At 38.1% G+C, this 25,137-nt stretch carries 23 protein-coding genes and 1 riboswitch; of the genes, 7 read left to right on the top strand and 16 right to left on the bottom strand.

The features are described 5' to 3' along the window. Positions 1-32: 32 nt before the first annotated feature. A complete protein-coding gene (acs, locus tag NO346_RS01770; RefSeq protein ID WP_256414016.1) occupies positions 33-1,976 on the bottom strand; it encodes an acetate--CoA ligase in 1,944 nt (647 codons plus the stop codon). A 282-nt stretch (positions 1,977-2,258) separates the two neighbouring features. Here acs and NO346_RS01775 point away from each other — a divergent pair, with 282 nt between their 5' ends. Then, positions 2,259-2,828: a DUF805 domain-containing protein gene (locus NO346_RS01775; protein WP_256414017.1), complete on the top strand. Its 570-nt coding sequence runs from the start codon at positions 2,259-2,261 to the stop codon at positions 2,826-2,828. A gap of 134 nt (positions 2,829-2,962) precedes the next feature. Beyond that, entirely contained in the window at positions 2,963-3,934 is a 972-nt protein-coding gene (locus tag NO346_RS01780) for a mechanosensitive ion channel family protein (protein WP_087547630.1), read from the top strand. On the opposite strand, the gene NO346_RS01785 is transcribed toward NO346_RS01780, so the two are convergent. Then, positions 3,923-4,636, bottom strand: coding sequence for a 16S rRNA (uracil(1498)-N(3))-methyltransferase (locus NO346_RS01785; RefSeq protein WP_087537037.1), 714 nt, complete (start codon positions 4,634-4,636; stop codon positions 3,923-3,925). The genes NO346_RS01780 and NO346_RS01785 overlap by 12 nt on opposite strands. Continuing rightward, complete coding sequence (locus NO346_RS01790; protein ID WP_256414018.1) at positions 4,633-5,949, bottom strand: 3-deoxy-D-manno-octulosonic acid transferase; 1,317 nt, start codon at positions 5,947-5,949, stop codon at positions 4,633-4,635. Before NO346_RS01790 ends, NO346_RS01785 begins: the two co-directional genes overlap by 4 nt. A gap of 154 nt (positions 5,950-6,103) precedes the next feature. Here NO346_RS01790 and NO346_RS01795 point away from each other — a divergent pair, with 154 nt between their 5' ends. Further along, positions 6,104-7,120, top strand: a complete 1,017-nt coding sequence (locus NO346_RS01795; RefSeq protein WP_256414019.1) for a hypothetical protein — start codon at positions 6,104-6,106, stop codon at positions 7,118-7,120. Between the two features lie 84 nt (positions 7,121-7,204). Here the strand turns inward: NO346_RS01795 and NO346_RS01800 are convergent, their stop codons facing one another. The 3 genes from NO346_RS01800 to prfB form a co-directional block, all read right to left on the bottom strand. Next, a complete protein-coding gene (locus NO346_RS01800) occupies positions 7,205-8,269 on the bottom strand; it encodes an alkene reductase (protein WP_256414020.1) in 1,065 nt (354 codons plus the stop codon). 26 nt (positions 8,270-8,295) lie between these two features. Continuing rightward, positions 8,296-8,598 carry a helix-turn-helix transcriptional regulator gene (locus NO346_RS01805; RefSeq protein WP_087543600.1) on the bottom strand — a complete coding sequence of 101 codons (303 nt, stop codon included), beginning with the start codon at positions 8,596-8,598 and terminating at the stop codon, positions 8,296-8,298. Between the two features lie 266 nt (positions 8,599-8,864). Further along, positions 8,865-9,960, bottom strand: a protein-coding gene (gene prfB, locus NO346_RS01810) for a peptide chain release factor 2 (protein ID WP_111313900.1) whose coding sequence is annotated in 2 segments (ribosomal slippage) — positions 8,865-9,887 and positions 9,889-9,960 — 1,095 coding nt in all. Because the reading frame shifts where the segments join, the coding sequence is not laid out codon by codon here. Positions 9,961-10,346: 386 nt separating this feature from the next. Here prfB and NO346_RS01815 point away from each other — a divergent pair. After that, positions 10,347-11,102: a putative porin gene (locus NO346_RS01815; protein ID WP_249570390.1), complete on the top strand. Its 756-nt coding sequence runs from the start codon at positions 10,347-10,349 to the stop codon at positions 11,100-11,102. Positions 11,103-11,178: 76 nt separating this feature from the next. Here NO346_RS01815 and recJ read toward each other — a convergent pair whose 3' ends face one another. Next, positions 11,179-12,879 (bottom strand): single-stranded-DNA-specific exonuclease RecJ, encoded by a 1,701-nt coding sequence (recJ, locus tag NO346_RS01820; protein WP_256414021.1) that lies wholly within the window; start codon positions 12,877-12,879, stop codon positions 11,179-11,181. 402 nt (positions 12,880-13,281) lie between these two features. Here recJ and NO346_RS01825 point away from each other — a divergent pair, with 402 nt between their 5' ends. The 3 genes from NO346_RS01825 to NO346_RS01835 are packed head-to-tail and all read left to right on the top strand — an operon-like array spanning position 13,282 to position 14,701. After that, complete coding sequence (locus NO346_RS01825; protein WP_256414022.1) at positions 13,282-14,067, top strand: PP2C family serine/threonine-protein phosphatase; 786 nt, start codon at positions 13,282-13,284, stop codon at positions 14,065-14,067. Position 14,068: 1 nt separating this feature from the next. Continuing rightward, positions 14,069-14,263, top strand: a complete 195-nt coding sequence (locus tag NO346_RS01830; RefSeq protein WP_256414023.1) for a DNA translocase FtsK — start codon at positions 14,069-14,071, stop codon at positions 14,261-14,263. A gap of 15 nt (positions 14,264-14,278) precedes the next feature. Next, positions 14,279-14,701 carry a hypothetical protein gene (locus tag NO346_RS01835; RefSeq protein ID WP_256414024.1) on the top strand — a complete coding sequence of 141 codons (423 nt, stop codon included), beginning with the start codon at positions 14,279-14,281 and terminating at the stop codon, positions 14,699-14,701. Between the two features lie 19 nt (positions 14,702-14,720). Here the strand turns inward: NO346_RS01835 and NO346_RS01840 are convergent, their stop codons facing one another. From NO346_RS01840 to NO346_RS01880, 9 genes are all read right to left on the bottom strand, one after another. Beyond that, complete coding sequence (locus NO346_RS01840; protein WP_256414025.1) at positions 14,721-16,964, bottom strand: DUF262 domain-containing protein; 2,244 nt, start codon at positions 16,962-16,964, stop codon at positions 14,721-14,723. Positions 16,965-16,977: 13 nt separating this feature from the next. Further along, positions 16,978-18,783, bottom strand: a complete 1,806-nt coding sequence (locus NO346_RS01845) for a DUF262 domain-containing protein (protein ID WP_256414026.1) — start codon at positions 18,781-18,783, stop codon at positions 16,978-16,980. A 35-nt stretch (positions 18,784-18,818) separates the two neighbouring features. Continuing rightward, positions 18,819-19,472 carry a pyridoxamine 5'-phosphate oxidase gene (pdxH, locus tag NO346_RS01850; RefSeq protein WP_256414027.1) on the bottom strand — a complete coding sequence of 218 codons (654 nt, stop codon included), beginning with the start codon at positions 19,470-19,472 and terminating at the stop codon, positions 18,819-18,821. Positions 19,473-19,484: 12 nt separating this feature from the next. Next, on the bottom strand, positions 19,485-20,822 hold the full coding sequence (glmM, locus tag NO346_RS01855; RefSeq protein ID WP_256414028.1) for a phosphoglucosamine mutase: 1,338 nt from the start codon (positions 20,820-20,822) through the stop codon (positions 19,485-19,487). Between the two features lie 126 nt (positions 20,823-20,948). After that, complete coding sequence (gene guaB / locus NO346_RS01860) at positions 20,949-22,415, bottom strand: IMP dehydrogenase (RefSeq protein ID WP_004659900.1); 1,467 nt, start codon at positions 22,413-22,415, stop codon at positions 20,949-20,951. 141 nt (positions 22,416-22,556) lie between these two features. Then, complete coding sequence (locus NO346_RS01865) at positions 22,557-22,922, bottom strand: YkgJ family cysteine cluster protein (protein ID WP_004659898.1); 366 nt, start codon at positions 22,920-22,922, stop codon at positions 22,557-22,559. A 104-nt stretch (positions 22,923-23,026) separates the two neighbouring features. Next, entirely contained in the window at positions 23,027-23,824 is a 798-nt protein-coding gene (locus tag NO346_RS01870; protein ID WP_249570394.1) for an MBL fold metallo-hydrolase, read from the bottom strand. 158 nt (positions 23,825-23,982) lie between these two features. Further along, positions 23,983-24,558 carry a TMEM165/GDT1 family protein gene (locus NO346_RS01875; protein WP_087537048.1) on the bottom strand — a complete coding sequence of 192 codons (576 nt, stop codon included), beginning with the start codon at positions 24,556-24,558 and terminating at the stop codon, positions 23,983-23,985. A gap of 84 nt (positions 24,559-24,642) precedes the next feature. Next, positions 24,643-24,783, bottom strand: a riboswitch (yybP-ykoY riboswitch). A gap of 34 nt (positions 24,784-24,817) precedes the next feature. After that, complete coding sequence (locus NO346_RS01880) at positions 24,818-25,105, bottom strand: hypothetical protein (RefSeq protein WP_046739814.1); 288 nt, start codon at positions 25,103-25,105, stop codon at positions 24,818-24,820. Between the last annotated feature and the right edge of the window lie 32 nt (positions 25,106-25,137).

Below are 25,137 nucleotides of genomic sequence, written 5' to 3' on the forward strand. Positions count from 1 at the left end.
CCATCGAACGCTCTTTTTAAATTTGAATAGGTTTATCGGTTTGGATAAACCGTGGCAATCAGATGTTCAACCACAGCCGGCTCAGCCAATGTTGAGGTATCGCCTAAGCTATCCAATTCATTTGCCGCAATCTTTCTTAGGATACGACGCATGATTTTACCTGAACGAGTTTTCGGCAAAGCAGGCGCCCAATGCAGTGCATCAGGGGTAGCCACTGGCCCAAGCACTTTACGCACCCAGCTCACCAACTCCTTACGTAGCTCCTCAGATTCCGCCACATCGGCTTGCAAGGTGACAAAAGTACAAATCCCTTGACCTTTAATGTCATGTGGCATACCAACAACTGCCGCTTCAGCCACTGCTTCATGTGCAACCAATGCACTTTCAATCTCGGCTGTCCCTAAACGATGGCCTGAAATGTTCAGTACATCATCAACACGCCCAGTGATCCAGTAATAGCCATCGGCATCACGGCGTGCACCATCACCAGTAAAATAATAGCCTTTAAAAGTTGAGAAATAAGCTTCAATAAAGCGCTCTGGATCGCCCCAAATCGTTCTCATTTGGCCCGGCCATGAGTCTTTAATGACCAAATTACCTTCTGTTGCTCCGTCCAATTCATTTCCTTCGCCATCGACTAACGCAGGTTGTACTCCAAAGAATGGACGTGTTGCTGAACCCGGTTTGAGTGCAGTTGCACCCGGCAATGGTGAAATTAAAATGCCACCTGTTTCTGTTTGCCACCATGTGTCGACAATTGGACAACGGCCTTCACCTACGACCTCGTGATACCAATTCCATGCTTCAGGGTTAATTGGTTCACCGACTGAACCCAGCAAACGTAAACTACTCCGATCACTTTCACGCACGTAGGCATCGCCTTCACGCATCATGGCGCGAATTGCAGTTGGTGCAGTATATAAAATCGTGATGTTATGTTTATCAATCACATGACCAATACGTGCCCAAGTTGGATATTGTGGAATTCCCTCGAACATGACCGTAGTAGTGGCATTACTCAACGGACCATAAAGTAAATAACTATGTCCCGTAATCCAGCCCACATCTGCAGTACACCAATACACATCATCTTCTTTGAGATCAAAGACTTCTCTAAAAGTAGTGTTGACATAAACCAGATAACCACCTGTGGTATGTAACACGCCTTTCGGTTTTCCTGTTGAACCCGAGGTGTACAGAATGAAGAGCGGATCTTCTGCTTTCATCGGTTCTGGTGGACAGTGTTCATTTACTTCCATAATCGCAAGGTGATACCAAACGTCACGCTCAGCATTGAACTGAATCGGATTCCCTGTACGATGCACCACAATCACATTTTCGACACTACTGGTGCCATCAATTTCTAAGGCTGCATCTACATTTTCTTTCAGTGGAATAAGCTTACCGCCGCGCATGCCCGCATCCGCAGTAATCACTAATTTTGCTTGACTATCTTCGATACGGCTAGCCAATGAGTCTGGTGAGAACCCACCAAACACCACACAATGCACAGCACCAATTCGTGCACAGGCCAACATGGCAATCGCTGCCTCAGGCACCATTGGCATATATAGCACCACACGATCACCCTTGCGAATGCCTTGTTTTTTTAGCACATTGGCAAAACGACAGACTTCATCGTGTAGTTCAGAAAATGAAATGATTTTATGACGTGAAGGATGATCACCTTCCCAGATAATCGCAGGCTTTAAAGGATTATCTTTAAGATGACGATCTAAACAGTTGGCTGAAACATTCAGTTCACCATCGGCGAACCACTCAATTTTGAAATTATCTGCGTTAAAACTTGTATTTTTAACCTGTGTGAATGGTTTGATCCAATCAATTTTTTTTGCTTCTTGTGCCCAAAATACTTCGGGTTGCTCAATTGAATCCTGATAACGTTTGAAATAGTCTGCTTCCGAGATTCTTGCCATTTCTTTGAATTTATCAGGCACTGGGTAGATTTCTTTCATAGCTCACTTCCTTTGTTTTTTATTTCATACCTTAGATATACACATCTATTTTTCGGGTATATTTTGTTTTCTCTTACAGTATGGTCATCATTTACAAGAGCAAACAATGCGGCTTTGGTCGTAAGAATGTTATGCTTTAGCAACCAAATTTTTTTCAAAAATTTACTCAAAATAATTTAAATTTGAACTGCTTGTCTATGCTTTTTACTTTTAAAATAAGTGATTATTTTGATCATTGCTAAGACCTTAAAAGATTTAATAATCAAAAAATAGGAATTCATCATGTTCGATCAAACACTATCTGCCCCAATTCAGCCTCAATACGATCATCCTTTATCTGCTAAAGGACGTTTTAATCGCTTAAGCTATCTAGGTTGGTATGGTTTGCTGAGTGTCAGTTGGACGGTTCTTTTCATTCTTATTGCCACAGTTTCGGCGAGTCTAAGTGTAAATAATGTACAGATTCATGAACCAATCTTATCTGCATTTTCAGGAATCGGAGGAATTGCACTGATTGCACTATGGTTTGCTGGTTTTTATTTTCAGATCATTTTTTTAATCCGACGTTTACATGATCTGAATAAAACAGGGTGGCTATGTCTATTATTACTGGTGCCAATCCTTCAATTCTTTTTTACACTTTATGTCTTATTTGCAGCAGGCACACCTCATCGCAATGATTATGGTGATGTCCGCCCATCCACCACATGGGAAAAACTATTTGCATGGATCATGATTATATTCAGTTTAATGATGATATTTGGCATGTTTATCTTTAGCTATTATTTTGCTAGCCCTGACTTTTGGGGTACACCAACCCAGATCTTACAAAATACAACTGAGTATTTTTAATACTTTATCGAACAGCCAAATTTGAGCCACTCAATCAATAAAACCGTTACGGAATTTATCATGCATGATCAGCATAAATTCATTATGATGGCTCCCCTAATAAATTCCTTACGTTGCGAAATAGAGATTTTCCCGTGGCAAATGAGCAAACGACATTAACTGAGGTCGCTAAAGATACTGGTGAATTGATTCATCAAGCAGGTGCAAAAACCACGCAAACGGTATTGGCACATACTGAAAAATATCATGATGCCTATACAACAATCGATAAAATTATGGATAGCTTTTGGGAGCGTGTACCCTATATCTGTATTGCGATCACAGTATTTGTCATTTTTTGGCTACTGACTAAGTTATTTAAATTCTTTATTCACAAAACTTTGGAAAACCGTAGCTACACCCGACAAAACTTGGTATTAGTGCTCAACCGTGTCGGAAGCACTTTTATTCTATTCTTTGGTTTTTTAATTGGATTGGTCATCGCTATTCCAGGTTTCACCCCAAGCCAGTTAATCGGAGCATTGGGAATCGGTTCTGTTGCAATCGGTTTCGCTTTCAAAGATATTTTCCAAAACTTGCTATCAGGTATCTTAATTTTACTCAGTGAACCTTTCCGCATCGGCGATGATATTGTTGTGAATGGTTTTGAAGGCAATGTTGAAGATATCCAAATTCGCGCAACCTTTTTACGCTCACCTGATGGTCGCCGTATCGTGATTCCAAATGCCACGGTGTATACCAGTGCCGTGACAGTGAACAATGCCTACCAGCGCCGCCGTTGTGAGTTTATAGTGGGTATTGGGTATGAAGATGATATGCAGAAAGCAAAAAAAATCATTATGGATATTTTAGACCGTAATCTTAATGTACTGAGCCAACCCGGTTTCTCGGTCAATGTCACCGCACTTGCAGATTTCTCGATTAATTTAACCGTCCGTTGGTGGGTAAATACCACAGAAACCACCACATCTGCATCAATTAGTGAAATTCAAGAACTGGTTGTAACAGCCTTCGATGAAAAAGGAATTTCGATTCCTTACCCAGTACAAGAAGTCAAAGTGTATCGTGGTGATCAATCTGATAATACAGAGAACTTAGATAAATAATCGCCCTAAAATATGTGATACTGCCGTTTCAGTTCGTAAAATTCGGTTGCCTAAGCTCATCGCTTGGCAGCCGTTTTTTATGAGCAGATCGACCTCATACGGAATAAATCCACCTTCTGGGCCAACAATTAAGTGACATGAATGTTGAATCGCATAAGGCATCTGCTGTTCTGCATAAGGGTGTGCGACATAAGCAGGTTTCTGATCCGAAATAAATGTAGGCAAAACATCTTCAACAAAAGGTTTAAAGCGTTTATACAATTGAATTTCAGGTGCAATCGTGTCGCCTGCTTGCTCTAAACCTAAAGTCACATAATCATCGAGTTGCTGTAAAAATGGGCTTTGCCAATAGCTTTTATCCACTCGATAACTATGAATCAAACTGATCCGTTCCACACCTAAAGTCACCGCATCCATGATGATACGGCGTAACACTTTAGGACGTGGCAAAGCAAGAATCAAATGCACAGGTAACTTTGCTGGGATTGCTTCAACCTGAATTGGTCTTATGCGAATCTGTTGCTCAGAAACAGATATTACTTCCGTAAGATAGCGTTGACCATTACGCACGCCGACTTTTAAAGTATCACCACAATTCAACTGAATATGCTGTTGTAAATGTTGTAGTTGACGTTGATTTTCAATCTGCCAGATATTATCTGTTGTCGTGATTTGATTAGGTTCAAGTAAAACAATATTCATGACAAAGCTTTAAATTCTAAATAATGATCAATCAATTGAATATGCTTTTGGAGTGAGCCTTTATTTCGTTGCAGAACCAATTCGGCCTGTTCAATCAATTGCTGAGTCTGTATTGGGTCATCTAAACAACTCAAAAGTTGCTGTACCACTTGTGCAGCATCTGTTCCAATCAAAATTCCGTGTTCCGCTACAAACTCATCCACGATACTTTGGAAATTAAAATAGCGTGGGCCAATCACAGTCGGTACATCTAAAACCATCGGTTCTAGAATATTATGTCCGCCACCTGGCTCATTCAATGAACCACCCACAAAACAAGCTTGGCTGAGTTCATACCATAACCACATTTCACCCATACTATCGGCAAGGAAAACCTGTGTATCAGTTTGAATTGGCTGTTTAAGACTACGGCGTTGCGTATTTAAATTTAAACTTTGACAAATTTTATACACCTCATCAAAACGCTCAGGATGACGTGGTACCACAATACAGAGCAAATTTGGATTTGAATTTAAATGTGGTTGTAATTGTCTTAATAAATTTTCTTCTTCAGGTGAATGTGTGCTAGCTAAGGTAATCACCTGACGATCTAGCAATTGCCAATCTTGTTTTAACTGTTCAGCTTTTTCTACATAAGATTGCGGTGCTGTAATATCAAACTTGATATTACCCACCACCTGACTCTTGGCTTGATCTAGCCCCAAATCCATATAACGCTGTTGTGTCGCGATGTCCTGAGCTAACAACCATGTGAGTTGCTGCAACATCGGCTGTGTTAAACGACGAACTTTGCCATAACCTTTTGCTGATTTTGCTGAAAGACGAGCATTCAATAAGATACATGGGATTTGTTGCTGTTTCGCTTGGGCAATTAAGTTTGGCCAAATTTCAGTTTCCACTAGAGCAAGAAGTTTCGGTTGATACAACTCAAAAAATTGTTTCAGTAATGGTTTTTGATCAACAGGCAAATAGACCGCCTGAAAAAGTGTCGGATATTTTTCGGAAAATAAACTCTTGGCTCTGGCTTGTCCTGTCTTGGTGGTATTGGTCACTAAAACGGAATGTCCAAATTTTAGATAGTGCTCAATCAAAGGTTGAGCAGCATTCGTTTCTCCAACCGATACCACATGAAACCAAATCGTATTTAAATTTTTAGGGGGTTGAAATGGTCCAAAACGCTCTAGACACTCTTGCTGAAATAGTGCATCACTTTCAGCCCGTTGTTTAATTTTCCAACGGTATAAAGGCTTGAGACATATCAGTAAAAAGTTATACCAAAATGGTGTTTGCTGTACTGCGTTTTGCTGCGCCATCCTAGACCATAATTTAGAATTTGATTTCAGCTCATTATGCGGAAGTTTCATATGCATTGACAATTGATTATTGTATGTTGCACTTTGATTAAATATTTCTTTATAAAGAAAAATGATATCTTAGAACAAAGAATAATCCATTTTGAGAAAAACAATGCAACCTGATTGGTTCAAACAAATAAGGCAACCTTCTGATGAAACAACACAAGAATATCTACCCCGTCATCCATTTAAAATTATTCTCCCTTTTTTAATCCTAGCGTTACTGTGCTGCTTGTGGGCGCTTCTAGCCAGTCACTTAGGCGCATTAATGAAAGCCAGTTTTTTACTTGTGGTTCCCTTTATTATTGGCGCACTGATTGTATATATCCAGAATTACCGAAAGGCTGTTTCATTTATACAAAGTTTTAAAGTGATTATTATTTTCCTCGTTTTGCTCTTATTGTTCTCGATTGTTGTACTACATGAAGGTGCTATTTGCGTTGTAATTATGACCCCGATTTTATTGGGCGGTATGCTGATTGGCGCTTTATTCATGAAAGGGCTGTGTTACAAAATATGGAAACCGAATAAGGGCATTTATAGCCTCGTATTATTACCATTTATTCTGCTGCCTATCCCTGAGAAAACCCAACTGCATTATGATCATGTTGATCGCAGTGTTCTGATCAATGCTCCTGCCAAGGTCATTTGGCAACAACTCAATCATGCCGACAATATTCAACCACATGAATTTAAACCGAGCGTGTTATACAGCATTGGTGTGCCTTATCCTGTTTCGGGGTTAACTAAACCCACGAATGAAGGATTGATCCGATATTCAACTTGGCAAAAAAATATTCATTTTGAGGAAATTATTCAACAATCCAAACCCAATCAATATCTCAGTTGGACCTATCGTTTCTCCCCAACCTCCATTCCTCAAGGCGCGCTAGATGATCATGTCAGCATTGGAGGGAAATATTTTGATCTTCGATATACCTCGTTTGAATTGACACCAATCAATGATCAGCAAACTAAGCTCACACTAAAAATTGATTATCGAATTAGCACCGAAGTCAATTTCTATGCCAATCGCGTTGCGCAACTGATGGTGCATGATTTTTCCAATGTGATTCTGGATTTTTATAAGAATCGAAGTGAACAGGCAGTACAGCAAAGTAAGTCTTAAAAATAAAAAAAATCAAGCGGCTAATGATCCGCTTGATCTTTCATCTGAGTTCAGTCCAGATTATTTTTATCCAGCACAGGTTGCTTAGGCTTCCAACTCTTCAAAGGTAGGATAATCGGTATAACCTTCTGCACCTGCACCATATAAAGTATCGAATTGAACCTGATTTAAAGGCAAATCATGTTCCAAACGTTCTAATAGATCTGGATTGGCAATATAAGCTAATCCAAATGCCACGGCATCTGCTTGCTCAGTTTCTAAAATCTGTTTTGCTGAAGCTGGTGTTAATTTCTCGTTAGCAATCCACACCCCTTTGAATTTAGGGCGGAGTTTTGGCAATAAGCTGTCTTCTGCTTCATATTCACGGGTAAAGATAAAGGCCACATTGCGCTGATCCAGTTGTTCAACCACATAACCAAAAGTCGCGAGTGGATTATCATCACCCATGTCATGTGAATCACCACGCGGTGCCAAATGCACACCCACCCGACCTGCACCCCATACCTCAATAAAGGCATCCACAATTTGCAACAACAAGCGCGCGCGGTTTTCAATTGAACCACCATACTCATCATCACGAATATTGGTGCTACTTTGCAGGAACTGATCGATCAGGTAACCATTGGCTGCATGCAACTCAACACCATCAAAACCTGCTGCTTTCGCTAACTCAGCCGCATGTTTATATTGTGCGACGATTTCTTGGATTTCTTCATGCGATAAAGCACGAGGTGTAACGAAAGGACGTTTTGGACGCAGTAAACTCACTTCACCCGCAGGTTGAATCGCACTTGGTGCAACTGGAATATCACCATCCAATAAGTCAGGATGTGAAATACGACCGACATGCCATAGCTGAACCACAATCTTTGAACCTTGCGCATGCACTGCTTCAACAATTTTGTTCCACGCTTGAGCTTGAGCTTGTGACCATAAGCCTGGCGTATTGGCGTAGCCAGCAGCTTTCGGACTAATCACCGTCGCTTCAGTAATAATTAAGCCCGCATTGGCACGTTGTTGATAGTATTCCACCATTAAATCGTTTGGAATACGCTCAACACCACTACGAGCTCTCGTCAAAGGTGATAAAACCAAACGGTTTTTAATCGTAAAATCACCCACTTGTAACGCAGAATTTAGTTCAGCCATGATCGCCTCAATTTACACTTATTCAGTTAAAGTGTTTGTTTTAAATGTTCGATATATTGCTGAATCAAAGCTTCATTTCTGGTGAAATAGGACCACTGCCCATATTTCTCAACTTGAATCAAACCTGCCTGCTGTAACACAGACAAATGATTTGACATGGTTGATTGTGCAACTTTGCCTAGACGTTCAATATGACCAGCACATACGCCTCGTTCAAAACTGCCACCACATTCCTGCACCGGTAAAAATTGCTCAGGCTCTTTTAGCCACTGCAAAATCTGTCGGCGTAATGGATTGGCTAAGGCTTTGCTAATAATGTCAATATCCATAGACTCACCATGTTGATCAAGCGGCAAAACTCTGTTCAGCACCTAAACCCAGTATATCGTATTTTTTAAATATTAATATCTGTTTTTTTCGATATTAATATCCTATTTTTTCGATTAACTAAACAATGCTGAACCAAGCCACTTTAATATACTTGTTTTCATTGAATAAAGTCTCCATCCGCTCAGGAATAGGAGACTTTTTCTCACACTTTAAATTCGAGTATTCCCTCTCCTGACAGGAGAAGACCAGGGAGAGGGCAAGAGATTTATAGACCTTGCTTTAAACTTGCTTCAATGAACTTATCCAAATCACCATCTAAGACTGCTTTAGTATTTGAATTTTCAATACCAGTACGCAAATCTTTAATACGTGAATCATCTAGGACATAAGAACGAATCTGACTGCCCCAACCAATATCTGACTTCGAGTCTTCCAATGCTTGAGCTGCTTCATTACGTTTGCTCATCTCTAACTCATAGAGTTTGGCACGTAATTGCTTCCATGCATGGTCACGGTTCGCATGCTGTGAACGTTGGTTCTGACATGCCACCACGATACCTGTTGGTGCGTGAGTGAGACGAACTGCCGAATCGGTTTTGTTAATGTGCTGACCACCCGCACCCGAAGCACGATAAGTATCGGTACGGACATCCGATGGATTAATATCAATTTCGATATTGTCATCAATCTCAGGTGAGATAAATACCGCAGAGAATGAGGTATGACGGTTGTTATTACTATCAAATGGTGACTTACGTACTAAACGGTGTACGCCACTTTCGGTACGTAACCAGCCATAAGCAAACTCGCCATCGACACGGATGGTTGCGGATTTAATGCCTGCCACGTCACCATCAGACACTTCCATCAATTCAGCTTTAAAGCCATGACGTTCGATCCAACGCAGATACATCCGCAGTAACATCGATGCCCAGTCTTGTGCTTCCGTACCACCAGAACCTGATTGGATTTCAAGGAAACATGGATTTGGATCCATTGGATTACTAAACATGCGGCGGAATTCTAAGTTACCTAAAGCCTGTTCAGCACTATCAAGTTCAGCCTGAACATCTTCTAGTAAAGTTTCATCATCGGCTTCTACAGCCAGATCAAGCATCGCTTTGGCATCATCTAGCTGCTCTGCAAGACGATCAAATACACCTAAAGTATTTTCTAAACTGCCCTTTTCTTTCGCAATGGCTTGCGCACGACTCTGATCATTCCAAATCGTTGGGTCTTCTAGTTCTCTCAATACTTCTTCTAAACGCTCAGCCTTTAGATCGTAGTCAAAGATACCCCCGTAGTGTCTGGCTACGATCAGATAAATCTTTCAATTGGACTAAGTACGGATTAATTTCCACGCGTATTTTCTCACAATATTTTTCACTCAATCTCATATTTTAACATAACTATTTTCAGGACACAGCCGTGTCTTTTTTATGAGAATATAAGGCAAAAATGCCCTTCAACTTGATTTCTGTTAGACACATTTGCTAATAAAAATTTGCAAAAAACACACCAAAGCCATCTAGATAAACAATTTATCTAGCCGTTTTAACAAAAGCTCACATTTACATTAAACAATAAATATCAAATAGATACGACCAATAACTTACAAAAAAACCACATTACTACAGTTTGGTTACGTTCTCAAGATTGACTCGCGGTTTTTTTCTACTAAACTTAAAATGTAACAAAAAATGTAATCACTTATAAATTGGTACATTATCTCAAAAAGGGGTTAACCATGAAAAAATTAGCAATTACATCTGCACTGTTATCTGCATTGGCAATCACAGGCACTGCGCACGCATACCAAGCTGAAGTAGGCGGCACCTATGCATATACTGATATTGATAATGGTGATTCAGCAAACACTTTCGCTGTTGATGGTGCCTATTATTTCAAACCAGTACAAGTTCGCAATTCACCATTAAATGAAGCTGCATTTTTAGATCGTGCTAGCAATATCAATGCAGACCTAAGTAATACAGATTTTGATGATGTTGATGTTACGACTTTTAATGTCGGTGTTGAGTACTTTGTTCCAAACTCAGATTTTTATTTAAATGGTCGTGTTGGCTTAGTTGATGCTGATGCTGGCGATGCAACCACTTATGCCGCAGAAGTTGGTTACTTGCCTGTGACTGGCTTTTTAATTGCTGCTGGTTTAGCAGGTGAAGACGTGGATGGCGGTGATAACGAAGTTGATCCGACCCTACGTGCAAAATACGTTACTCAAGTAGGCCAATATGACATCAACCTTGAAGCGAACGCTCGTTTTGGTGATGACAATTTCTATGGTCTTGGCGGTGACTTGTACCTAGACAAAACATTCAGCGTTGGTGTTGGTTACACAGGTAGTGATGCTGATGGCGTTGATGACGACGTTTTTGATATTCGTGCGAAAAAGTTCTTCAATCAACAAGTGAGCCTAGAAGGTTCTATCGGTTTTGCTGATGAAGCCAATATATATGGCGTACGTGCTGCATACCGCTTCTAATTCTCTCCAGAGAGAATATAGGGTCTGTTGATCTTTAACAGACCCTAAGGAATCCACCCTTTATGGGTGGGTTTTTTTATTGGCTTAAATATACAACCTGAAGTTGCAGGCTGGTGATGCCATTAAAGACATTGCGTTCCAATGTATAAACGAGATCAACATAACCTAGCATCGGATTGAACTCAAAACGGTCTGCCGCATTAAAAACGATTGCATCGATAATTTGCTGTCCTAAAGATACTTTCAGTTTTAAATGCTGATCTTTAAGCCAGCGATAATCTATCACTTTAAATCTTCCCTCAAATTGAGGAATTGGAAATTTTTGTCCCCAAGGACCTAGCCGATCAATCCAGTCTAGCGTTTCAAGATGTAAACTAGCATCAGTTAACTCACCATCTGTCCATAGAGTCGCTTGGAATAAATTTTCATCCATTTCAGCAATTGATTGAATAAAAACTGTTTTAAATTCATCAAAATTATCTTTTTTTAAGGTCAAACCTGCTGCTGCTGCGTGCCCACCAAAATGACTGACCAAATGGGGGTATTGTTCCGCCACCTGTTCAATGCTGTCGCGAATATGAATACCTTCAATCGAACGTGCAGAGCCTTTAATATGTATCCCATCTTCATCAGGAGCAAATACTAAACTTGGTCGGTGAAACTGTTCCTTTAGACGCCCAGCTACAATCCCTATTACCCCTTGATGCCACTGTTCATCAAACATCACCAGTGCAGCAGGTAAAGAATCTGCCTGTAGCTGCACATGCTGTAATGCACTGATCGCTTGCTGTTTCATCTCAGCTTCAACTTGACGACGTTCTACATTCAGTTGATTGAGCTGCTGTGCAATTGGATAGGCTGTTGCTAGATCTGGAGCCAATAAACACTCAATACCTATTCGCATGCTCTCCATACGACCAGCCGCATTAATTCGAGGGCCGATCACGAAACCTAAATCTTGAGCGCGTAAACTTGCAGCGTCTCGTTTTGCAATATCCAATAATGCTAAAATTCCTGCACGACATTGATATTGCTGAATTCTTTTTAAGCCAGCATCCACTAAAATACGGTTATTATAATCAAGCGATGCAACATCAGCATAAGTTCCCAACGCAACCAAATCTAAATACTGAGTGACTTTACTGGTACTTTTTCCCTGCTGAGCGCGGTAACTGGCTAATTTTGCTAGTACATAAAAGGCAACACCAACACCTGCCAGTGCTTTGCTTGGAAAGTCACAGCCCAGTTGATTAGGATTCACCACCGCCTCTGCGGATGGAGTTGGTTTGGTGGTCAGGTGGTGGTCGGTAATAATCACCTGCATACCCAACGCCTGTGCGGTTTCAACACCTGCATGACTGGAGATTCCATTATCCACCGTAATCAGTAAATCTGGCTGATAGGTCTGCTGCGCCAGTTCAGCAATTTTTGGCGTAAGTCCATAACCATACTTAAAACGGTCAGGCACCAGATATTCAACCACCGCACCCATCTCTTGCAGCACTAACACCATCAGGGCGGTACTGGTCGCACCATCGGCATCATAATCACCAATAATGACAATCTTCTGCTGCTGATCAATCGCATGATCGATCAGTTCAACCGCCGTATCCAGTCCCTTGAGACTGGGTGGAAGCAGATGCTTGAGTTTAAGCTCAAGTTCCTGTTCAGACTGAACGCCACGTCGTGCCAATATTTCAGCAATAAACGTAGGCACGCCCTGAAATTGTTCAGGGCTTGTTAATAAGGGACGTTGCTGAATAATTGGATAATTCAATGGTAATGCACTGGTTTAAAATGAATGGATCAAAATAGCATGCTTTTTAAAACTTTTGCCCTTTGTATTTACCGATCAAAGCAATTTAACAGATAAAAAAGATACAATTTTTTTCATAAATATTTTGTTACTATTGTGCTTAAAATTTGTACCAACCTAAAATATCAAGACGTATATTTATAATAGTTAAGATATTGATTAAATTATATAAAGCATAATATAAAAATAGTTTGTGACATATTTTGCCAGAATAAAAGACGTGAACGAGCGGTTAAAAGCGTAAATGTCGTTTTAACCGCGACAAAAATATAAATAAAATCAATTACTTGCATTAAAAATTGGTTTGAATTTATCTGTAAATATAGCTATAAATAACATTTCACTCAATCATGAGGCATTTTGATGAATCCATACTATTTTGAAATGCAGGCTTTAACATGGCGAGCTAAGCCACCAATTCAGCAAGATGCGATTCTGATTGGCAATAAAGTCATTCAACATGATGGTTTGATCAGTAAACGTTATGTTTACCCTGCCGATGAATATTGGTGCGCTGCGGTTTCTGATGGTGTCAGTAGCAGCCCCAAAGCTGAACAAGCCTCAAAACAGGTACTGAACAGTGTATTGGCACAAGCTCAAGCCAAACAGCGCGTTTCTTTACAACAAATTCAAGATGATTTAAGCAATACGCTCGCAGCCAATCCAAAAACATATAGTACCAGTGCAACTTTGGCTTTGGTGAGTCATACCAGTCCACAGGGTTTTATTCAAATTCAGCATGTGGGCGATAGTCGGGTCTATTTATTTAGTGGACATCAGCATAAATGGTATGCCTTGACCAAAGACCATAATTTCCTCAATGAAATGGCTGAAAATGGTGAAATACAAATTATTGTGGGGCAAGAATATGCCAGTTTTTACTATATGCTCAATTATTGTTTTTGTGCTGATTCACAACATGAAATTCCTGAGTTTTCCCCTCAAGAAGAATATTTAACCGAGGAAGATGCGTTATTAATTTGCAGTGATGGTGTTCACGATATCTTGGAATGTGATACTTGGCAACCTTTACTTGCTGAAACTTCATTAAAAACATGGCTGATGGAAATGAAAAATGCATTATATCAACATCATGCTTACGATAATGTCAGTATGATTTTAATTCGTTTACTTCAACAAGGAGAATAATATGCTAGATGAACCATTATTAGAACAGATTAAAATATTTTCTCAAGATATTGGTTATGTATCTATATCTTCGGTACAACGAAAATTTATGCTCAGTTATAGCCATGCAGAACAACTGGTTGACACACTTATTCAGCAGGGTTTTTGTGAAGAAAAATTTACCCCTGAATATGGTTATCGAATTTATCACGCATAAATTAAGGGGAGTAAAATGCCAAGAATACTCAAAAATATTGATTATATTGCCTTAGAAAAGCAAAGAGATGTTTTGTATATTACTTTTCATGGAAAAGATGAAGATATGATTCAAAACATTAGAAATGGAGAAGATTTTGATTATGAACAATGTCAAAAACGCATTGATTTAATTGCATGGTTGCAACAAAATCATATCCAATTTGAAGAATGTTTTAGCTTTTCGAGCAAAAATGGCTGGATTTCTTTTCCTTACTTGGGTGAAATTTATCTGGATGTTGCTTTTGATGAAACTGACTCACAATATCAGTTACTTTATGAACATCTGGAAAATGTCGATGGCAGTATGAAAATAGAGGGGGTTATATGGTGGTGTTACCCTTTAGAAAAAGCCATTGAGATTTCAAAGCTTCCAGAAATAGATTGGGATAAATTTTGACAGTTTGGGGTTTGGCATTCTAATTATTTATATTAGTTATGCCATTCAATGTCTGTTTAAGTTTTTCAATTCTATCTTCCATATCTAAGTCACTTGCATTTTGAGCAACGATAAATTTTCCATCATTGTCAATGATTCTATTACTTTGTAAATTGTCTAGCAATGTATTTAATGCTCGGTCCATCATTCCATTTTCAAACAAAAATCCATTGGGAATGGAAGAAATTAAAACTTTTCCCTCATTGTGAGAAAAAACAAGTTTAGAGCCGTACTTATGTTCAAACTCTAATTTCTTACTTGATTTAGAAAGTTCATATAAAAATGGATCCCAATGCTGACCATTAAACTGCCTTTGTCTCATTTTCCAAATACAATAATCACTGTTACTATACCAATGAAAATTGCCTTGATTGCAATCTTCTCTAAAAGAAGGGTATTTTAAGAAATAATACTTCCAATCTTTTGGGTCAGTTCTATATGCTAGCAGAACATTGTCAACTGGTTGAGAAATTTCAACATCATTGTTGGTGATAAAATAATCTAAACAGGCCAATACGATCTGCTGTGTTTTAGTTTTGAATTGAGACTTATTAAAACTTGGTGTTGTAAGAAAATCTCTTATATTACTAGATGTCATCAAGTTAGTAAGTGAGCCATCATCTTGTGTATAATCACCAAAACTCAACAACAAATTAATTCTTGTCAGAAAATTTCCCATAAAATCTTTTTCATCAAAAATTTCTAAAAACTTCTCTGCACGGTTTTTCATCTTGTTGTCTAAAGGCAATAAGCTAATGCTACCTCGAAATATGTCGCTATCTTCGAGTTTTTGAATTGAATGCTTATCAGCAACTACTTGTTTGATGTACTCATTTTTAGATTTTTCCTCTTCTATTTGATCAGTTTTAAATGTTTTAAAAATGTGTAAATCATTATTTAATATAAATTGTTCAACTTCTGCAAAACTTTTTCCTAAAACACTATCACGTAATTCATTTTCAGAATTTACAACTAAATTTCTTATGACTCTAATCTGATCATTAAACGTCTCACTTGGTGCTTTTAAATACGTTAAGCAAGCTAAAAGCAATATTTGCTCTGGAAAAGTAAAACCTCTAAAATCTGCAAAATAGAATAAGCAACGTTTTAAAAGATTGGTATCTTTATGAGTGAAAAATAATCTTGTTTTTTTCGTCTTAAATTCATCTTTACTGTAATAAAACAAGTCTTTCCAAAATGTTGAATTTTCTTGTTCTTGCTTGCAAATAGCGTCTAATGTATCAAATAGAAAATCTTGATTTTCTTTATCATGATATATAGTTTTTAATAGTTCAGCAGAAACAATGGTATTCCTGTAATGATGATTATTTTGGTCTTTCAGTTCTTTTTTGAACGAAATCACTGATGTGATAAAATTAAATAGATTAAGAAATGAATTATCAACCGTTAAAGCTATGTCAGCTTCACCCGTTAACAAACCCGAATCAAGAATAATATGCCAAATGGTCTCAATCCATTTTCCGTCAACAGATTCCTCAAACCTTTTTCTTTGTTCAGCATTTGAAATAATTTCAGCAAAACCAGCTTTAAAATATTCAAATTCGGTAAGTGGCTTACCTCGTGAGTTCATTTTGATATACAAATCGTCTGTCAGACCCACTTTATCCATATCCAATTTGTAAAAATAAAAAGGACAAGAGGAGTTCCCAATAGCATTCCAAATATTTTTTATATTAAAGTCTTCATATCTCAATTCTATGTCATCGAGAACAACGAGCATTGCTTGAATACTTGGGTCATAGTCCCAAGTTTCAAAATACCAAGATTGGTTTTTTATTTCTTGGCTAATTTTTTCGTGTGAAAATTCAGCCTCGAATTGTATTAGGTTTCTGCAAAACTCAGTTGTACTATGTCGTGTTTCGTATAACAGATGAGAAAGAAATTTCGTTTCTGTATCTGAAACATTTTCTTTTACAGAAATAAACCAATACAAAAGCCAAAGTGTTGTCAACCTTTGTTGTCCATCAATAGGAATAAAAGTAGTTTTGTTGTCAGTTTTTACATCACTAAAACCATAAATAAAATCAAGCTCAATTTCAGCACTTTTACCTTCTAATTTGTTAGAAATAAAGTTAAACAATATATCCAGAAAGTCTTTTCGGATTTTACTTGTCTTATCATCAGTTCGTCCTTGAGCATAATCACGTTGAATAATCGGAATTTCAACATTATTTTTTAAAACTTCAATATAATTAATACGCATTTTTATTAATTACTCAAGATTCAGGCTTATATAGTTTCACACAATTGTATATTTCTTGCAAATAGGCACTTCTTTCTTCTTTTGTCCAAATAGAATAATGTTGATTGCTTTCAGAACAATAATATTTTAAAAAAATTCGTTTGGTTGCCAACGGAATGAAAGCACCTGCTCTATCCATTTCAATAATTTTTCTACGCTTGACCTCAAATACAGAATTGCTTAACAAAATATTTTCTTGCAATCCAAGCAATGCTATATTTTGTATTTTATGTAAATAATCATTCTCTTCTATATTATCATTTGGAATTAGAGCTAATATTTTTTCACTTAGTCTTTTAAAATCGTCGTATGTATATGTTTTCTTATCAATAGCATGAAATTCATCAATTAATTTTTGTACTTTCTCTTTTTCATTGCTTACATTCGGCAATATGCTTATGTGAGAATCTAACCAGATAAACCATTCATCTTTTTTGTTTTTGTTTATTCCCTCAATATTCTGAGCATGGATATGTTCTAAACTTTTAGTAATACTTTTATACATTTCAAAAGGGAAAAACTCATTGCTATTATGGTTAGTTCGTGAGATTTCTATATTGGTTAATAGCAATATGTTTATCATTTTTTTGTGTTCATTTGGCTTGTCATAACTTAAATCCTCCCAATTATCATCAATTTCTTTGGAAATTAAAATATTTATTTTATTTTCAAAATTTTGCTTTGTGTCCTTGTTCTTTATATTTATTAATTCTTTAATATCTACACCCGTTGTAATCAAAAAACCTATTTTATGATAAAAATTTTTATTAGAATACCAAAAAACCAATGAACGGTATATTTCTTCAATTTTCATCCACTTTTTCCAAAGAGATTCTGCTGTTTCTTTGTTGTCAAAGAAATGTATAAAACTATACAGAGGGTCTTTTTCAGTTGATTTTTTATTGGTTTCGATGTCAAATAGATATTCTATTTTATTGCTATATTTTCTCAAACTTTCATTTGAAATAAATGCCCAAAACTTTGGATTGTTTAGTTGGTTTTCTATTTCATCCCAAATTTGAATTAACTGAGTTCTTCGTTTGATTTTATCATCTTCCGACATTTCTTTAAAACTATCAGAGTTTACAAATTTTGCCTTTATTAGTTCAGCACTTGTAAGCGGAATTTTTCCTCTGTTTAGGCGTGTAAAAAGTTCTTCACTTTTTTGTGTTGTGTCTTTAGTTTCATACCAAATTACTTGAACACTCCATTCAGGAAATTGTTTTTCTCCTTTATTAAGAATACTTGGTAAAATGATTTTCATCATCTCATCTTTTACTTGTCGTGGTATTCCTCTTTTTCCGTCTTCAAACCATTCTTTAATCGTTTTATAAGCCTCACTCATATAATGTAAGTCGGGCTTTGTGTTATCGGTATTATTGGCTTCCAAAAAAGTTTTAGATTCTAACCTTGTCTTGTAATAGATGGAATAAAGATTTTCAGAATAACCTTCTGATTTCAAATTATTTTGCAGATATTCTAAAATCAGATAGGTAAGAATACGATGGAGTGTTGTAAGTCGTTGTTGTCCATCAATTAGCTCATAACCTTGTATGATTGTTCCATTTATGTCTTGCCACTTTGCATGTCTAACGACTACAGGTTGCAAGCAATAAAAAGTATTTCTGTTATTTGGTTCTTGACGATATTCCCAAATATCATTCAGTAATTGTAGAACATTTGTTTTTGTCCACCTGTAACCTCGCTGATATTCTGGAATGTAAAAATTCATTCCTAACAGTTCGGTTACGCTTAATGTCTTTATTTGGTTTTCTATCATATATTACCCATCTAATGAATCATATCCATTGTTCATCAAGGCATCAATCTTTGCACAACCCAATGATCGTTTCGTTTGATATAACTCAAACGGTCATGTAAACGGTTTGGTCGTCCTTGCCAAAATTCATAATAATCTGCATCTAAGCGATAACCACCCCAAAATTCGGGTTTATCCAACTCCGCTTCATGTACTTGGTTTTGTAAGTTTTGAAAACGCTGTTGTAATAACTCACGGCTTTCAATGACACCACTTTGTGGCGTACTAATATGTGCTGCAATCTGACTATCACGTGGACGCTTATGGTAATAATCGGTCGATTCCTGTTCTGAAATCTTGGAAACCTGACCACCAATACGTACCTGACGTTCTAAACTCGGCCAGTAAAATAAAAGTTCAGCATAAGGATTTTCCGCAAGGTCTAATCCTTTCTGACTATCATAATTAGTGTAAAAATCATAACCAGCTTCTGTTGCACCACGTAACAAAACGGTTCGGACGTGTGGGCGACCTTGAGTATTTGCTGTCGCCAAAGACATCGCATAGGGTTCATGTAATTGAGCAGTGAGTGCATGATTGAACCAACTCAAGAATTGCTCATGGGGATTTACACTGATCTGGGATTCGTGTAACTCACCTTGTTCATAACTTAAACGAAGTTCACTCAGGTCTTTAATGATATCATTCATTATTACTCTCCTTTAAGCAGCTTGAGCATGAGCTCTGACTGCATCGGCTAAATGATTTGCGATGGCATCCACTTCCTGCTGTTGATCTCCTTCTACCATAACTCGAATCACAGGTTCAGTACCTGATTTACGAATCAAAATACGTCCACGCCCAGTCAATTGTTGTTCAGCTTTTTCAAATTCAGCAACAAGAGCAGGAACAGCATATGGATCAATCATATGCTGTAAACGAAGATTGATTAACACCTGTGGAAATAATTCAAAGTCTGCAACTAATTCATGTAATGCTTTCTCTTGCTCAACCATCACCGTGAGCACTTGTAAGGCAGCAATAATCGCATCGCCTGTGGTGCTCTTATCCAACGTTAAGATATGACCTGAAGGTTCACCACCTGTGACCCAACCATTTTCTTCTAATGCCTGTAATACATAGCGGTCACCGACTTTTGCGCGTACAAAACCGACATCCGCTTTTTGTAATGCTAACTCAAGTGCCATATTACTCATGACTGTTCCAACAATACCTGCTGGTTTATTTTTGGCCTGAGTAGCAAGGATATACAGAATATGATCACCATCTACCAGCTGACCATTTTTATCCACCATCACGACACGATCTGCATCACCATCAAACGCAATACCTAAATCGGCTTGGTGATCAACTACAGCCTTTTGTAGAAATTCAGGATGGGTTGATCCACAATTTTCATTGATATTTAAGCCATCTGGTTCATTAAAAAGCGGGATTACTTTTGCACCTAGCTCTCTAAAAACTGAAGGACCAACGCTATATGCTGCGCCATTAGCACAATCCACTACAATTTTGAGATTACTAAGATCGAAGTGGTATGGAAATGTTGATTTACAGAATTCGATGTATCGGCCATTTGCATCTTTTACACGAACACTTTTACCTAGATTCGCCGTATCATCAATCACTAAATCTTTTTCTAATTCTTGATTGATCTCATTTTGTAAGGCATCTGGGAGTTTTTTACCTTCACCTGAGAAAAATTTAATCCCATTATCAAAGTAAGGGTTATGTGATGCTGAAATCACAATACCTGCATGTGCATGCAAAGCACGTGTTAAATGCGCTATAGCAGGCGTTGGTAATGGTCCCAACAAATGCACATATACACCTGCTGCGTTTAAACCTGCTTGGAGAGCTGCTTCTAGAATATAACCTGATAAACGCGTATCCTTACCCATAACCACAATTGGTTTGTTTTTAGGACTATTTCTTTTTAATACTTTTCCTGCTGCAAATCCTAATTTTAATGCAAATTCAGGGGTAATCGGCATTTGTCCAAATTTGCCACGAATTCCATCAGTTCCAAAATAGCTCATTCTTTACTCACTTTCTTATCTTTATATGACGTATCGTCATATCATTTTTCATCTGTTTTACTTTACACCAAAACAAAAAAACCGTCAGTGGACTGACGGTTTTTTTATTGCCAAAATTACTAAAGATCAACCTACACGATAGTTTGGTGCTTCTTTAGTAATCGTCACATCATGAACATGTGATTCAGACATGCCTGCCGAAGTAATTTTCACAAATTTTGCATTTTGACGAAGATCTTCAATCACAGATGAACCTGTATAGCCCATAGAAGAACGTAAACCACCCATCATTTGATGGATGATATTGCCCATTGGACCTTTATATGGAACACGACCTTCAATGCCTTCTGGTACCAACTTTTCAGCACCTGCTTTAGAGTCTTGGAAATAACGGTCAGCAGAACCTGTTGCTCCCGCCATTGCACCCAATGAACCCATACCACGATACGCTTTATAGTAACGACCTTGGAAAAATTCAACTTCACCTGGCGCTTCTTCAGTACCAGCAAGGAGTGAACCGACCATGATCGTGCTCGCACCTGCGCCAATCGCTTTCGCCATATCGCCAGAGAAACGAATACCGCCATCTGCGATCAATGGAATTTGATCTTTTAGTGCATTGGCAACACTATCAATTGCCGAAATCTGAGGCATACCAATACCTGCCACAATACGTGTCGTACAGATCGAACCAGGACCAATACCCACTTTAACAGCATCTGCACCTGCATCTAACAATGCTAAAGCTGCATCACCTGTTGCAATGTTTCCACCAATCACTTGAACTTGTGGATAATTTGTTTTTACCCAACGTACACGTTCAATTACGCCCGCTGAGTGACCATGTGCCGTATCTACGACAATCACATCTACACCCGCATCGACTAATGCTTCCACACGGCTTGGTGTTTCTACACCTGTACCGACCGCAGCACCCACACGTAAACGACCAAGGTCATCTTTACAGCTGCTTGGATAGCTTTCCGCTTTACGGAAGTCAGTGACTGTAATTAAACCTTTGAGTTCATTGTGTTCACCAACAACTAGAACTTTTTCAATACGATGCTTTTGTAGCAATGCTTGAATATTTTCTTTCGACTCACCTTCACGAACAGTCACTAAACGGTCTTGACCTGTCATGATATTGCTTACTGGTTGTTCAAGATTGGTTTCAAAACGAGTATCACGACCTGTGACAATACCCACAACTTTGCCATCTTTTACAACAGGTACACCACTAATATTATTCGCTTGGGTAATTGCAATAAGTTCACGTACTGTCGTTTCAGGCGTTACTGTGATTGGGTCTTTCACCATTCCAGCTTCGAATTTTTTTACACGGCGTACTTCCGCAGCTTGTGCAGCGATATCCATGTTTTTATGCAAAATACCAATACCACCATTTTGCGCCATTGCAATCGCCATACGAGACTCAGTCACCGTATCCATTGCAGCAGAAACGAGAGGGATATTCAGTTGAATTCCGCGAGTTAAACGTGTCTTTAAGGAGACATCTTTTGGGAGAACAGTTGAGTAGGCAGGAAGTAATAAGACATCATCGAAGGTTAACGCTTCTTGAACGATGGTCAGCATAACAATCTCACTGGTAATTTCCGTGAGCTATTATAAACAAATTTCGATGTGATTTTCATTTTCTATGATGAAAATAATTTGATAAGCGCGTAGAAACGCTTCACTACGACGCCTTATGTCATTTAAGCAACATCGATACAGTTAACAAACTTGATCATAATTCTCATTATTTTCTGAATCTTGTTGTTCAATATTAATCAATGGGATGAGATTGTGCGCAAGTCGTGCTTTATTACAATGATCATCCGCAATCTGAACCTCTTTACACGTTGAGCTTCGAATGGCGTAGATCGAACAACTGACTTGCTGTCCTACTTCTCCTTGTAATGCGATACATTTGACTTGAGCTTGGTTGGTACCTTTCATACAAGAATAAACGGCTGTGAGCGGTTCGACCATGTTTGCAGGCATCCGTTCTGCCTCAGCCCAATAAAAAGAAACACGATAATTTGCACAGCATGCACCACAACTCACGCATGCATCTGAGCTTGCAACTTGAGACAACATTTTTCTTAAAATTCTCGTTATCAAATTAATTTTTTGTAACTTGAATCCTAAGAAAAGTTGTTGATGAACACAATAGATTTATAGAAAAAATATTATGAATTCATTTAGGTAGGACAACTAAACACATACTCATTCATTAAATCTACGCCACATTCCAGACCCTCAATCCAGTCCAGAAACTGGTTGATCATCTCTTTTCCAACAAATGCGGTGCCATGCTGCGGCACAATCATGTCGAGGTCCATCTGGCGAACCATATTCACCCATAAACGGATGACCTTGTTGGAACACATATAACGCTGGTGGAAGCCTTTCATCTTCTTGATGTGAGCTTCAAAATCGGCAATCGGCTGGCTGGCATCATCAACAATTGAGGCACCCATATCCCCTGAAAAAAGAATTTTGGCGACTGGATCATAAAACTGGAAGTTGCCCACCGAATGCAAAAAGTGAGCAGGAATCGCTACGATTGCTGATTCACCTAAAGGAATCACTTGTCCAGTATCGGCAAGCTCAATTAAGCGATCTTCCCAATTCCCTTTCATTCGATCACTCATAAATGCTGAGTTTAAATGCGGTAAAAAGCGTGCCCATAATTTAGATGCCACTACTTTCGCATCGGTATAAACTAACCAACGTGGCATCGAAGTAATAATATCGGGGTCTTGATGGGATGCCATCACATAATCCAAATTTTTCAATTTGGTATAGCGGTTTAACTCCATGGTTAAAGGAACATAGGTCAGATCACCACCTGGATCTAGAACCGCTGCACGATCGTGATCAATAATTAAAAATTGATTGGCTTGAATGCCTTCGCCCTTGACCAAACTGGTAAAACTAATGCATTTATGCGTACCATTATCAAATAGTATTTGCGATGTAGTCCGCTCAAAACTCATATCAACCCCATAAAAATTTTTTAAATATGAAATATTTTAATTCCTTAATAAAATAATGGGATTTTATTATTGTTTCAATCAAATATTGTAGTTTTATCATAATTTATAAAAAAAGATCCATGCATAAATGATGGATCTTTTTTGCGATTTAAATTTAATTAGAAGAAATAATGCTGTACCAAGGTTGAAATACCAACGACTAAGAAAATCGCAGCACCAATTTTATGAATAAGTGAAATTGGTAACTTATCAGCTAACTTATCGCCGATAAATACTGCTGGCGCATTCGCTAACATCATGCCAAGCGTTGTACCACACATGACCCAAAAAATACTGTCAAAACGTGCAGCTAAAGCAACTGTAGCAATTTGGGTTTTATCACCAATTTCAGCCAAGAAAAATAGAATAAAAGTTGCACCAAATACGCCGAATTTTTGCCATTTATTAATACTTTCAGTTTCATCCCCTAATTCATCAGGAATGAGCATCCAAATCGCCATACCAATAAAACCAAGTGCCAAAATCCATAATAGAATTTCAGGACTTAGGACAGTCGTAATCCATTGACCTAATACCGCAGAGATACCATGATTAATCGTGGTAGCCAGTAAAATTGCAATTAAAATCGGAACGGGTTTACGGAAACGTGCCGCGAGTAATAATGCCAGCAATTGCGTTTTATCGCCCATTTCAGCAAGGGCAACAATTGATGTGGAGATGAGGAATTCATACATAGTTGAATACTCTGGCTAGCAAAATACACCGATGACCTACCCCTCCTGCTAGCCAAAATCAAGTAGATTGATGCAGAGTGGTAAATCAAAGGTCTTGCCAACAAAAGCACAGCTAAACAGCTGTTCTTGGTTCTTTGCTATGATGACCATGTTCTGTGGAACAATTATGTTGACCATCACCTCTTTACTTTGCGTAAAGAGCGGCTACTCCCCAATGAAGTGATATTAGTTTATCAAACTCTTTAAATTTTTTAAATCACTATGCCCAAAATTTTTGGTAACCCCAAATTAGCAAACGGGCAATCCCCAATAACAAAGCTAAATTCACACTCAAGCCAAAAAAACCAAAAATCCCCCAACCACTTGCACCACCAACATTTTGAGCTTGATATTCCATGCTAACCACAATTGTTGCAGCTAACACTTCCAAACCCATGACGATGTACATCACCCAATCTGATGCAAAATGTAGAAAATTGACCCACAAGCCCATTAATACAAAAATAATCAGTAATATCGGTAATACAACTCGATAAATGATTAACATCCTTGCTCCTTATTCCGAATAAATACTTCTTT

Origin of the sequence: Acinetobacter sp. 5862 (genome assembly GCF_024494585.1) — a bacterium.
In the GTDB taxonomy this organism is placed as follows: Bacteria; Pseudomonadota; Gammaproteobacteria; order Pseudomonadales; family Moraxellaceae; genus Acinetobacter.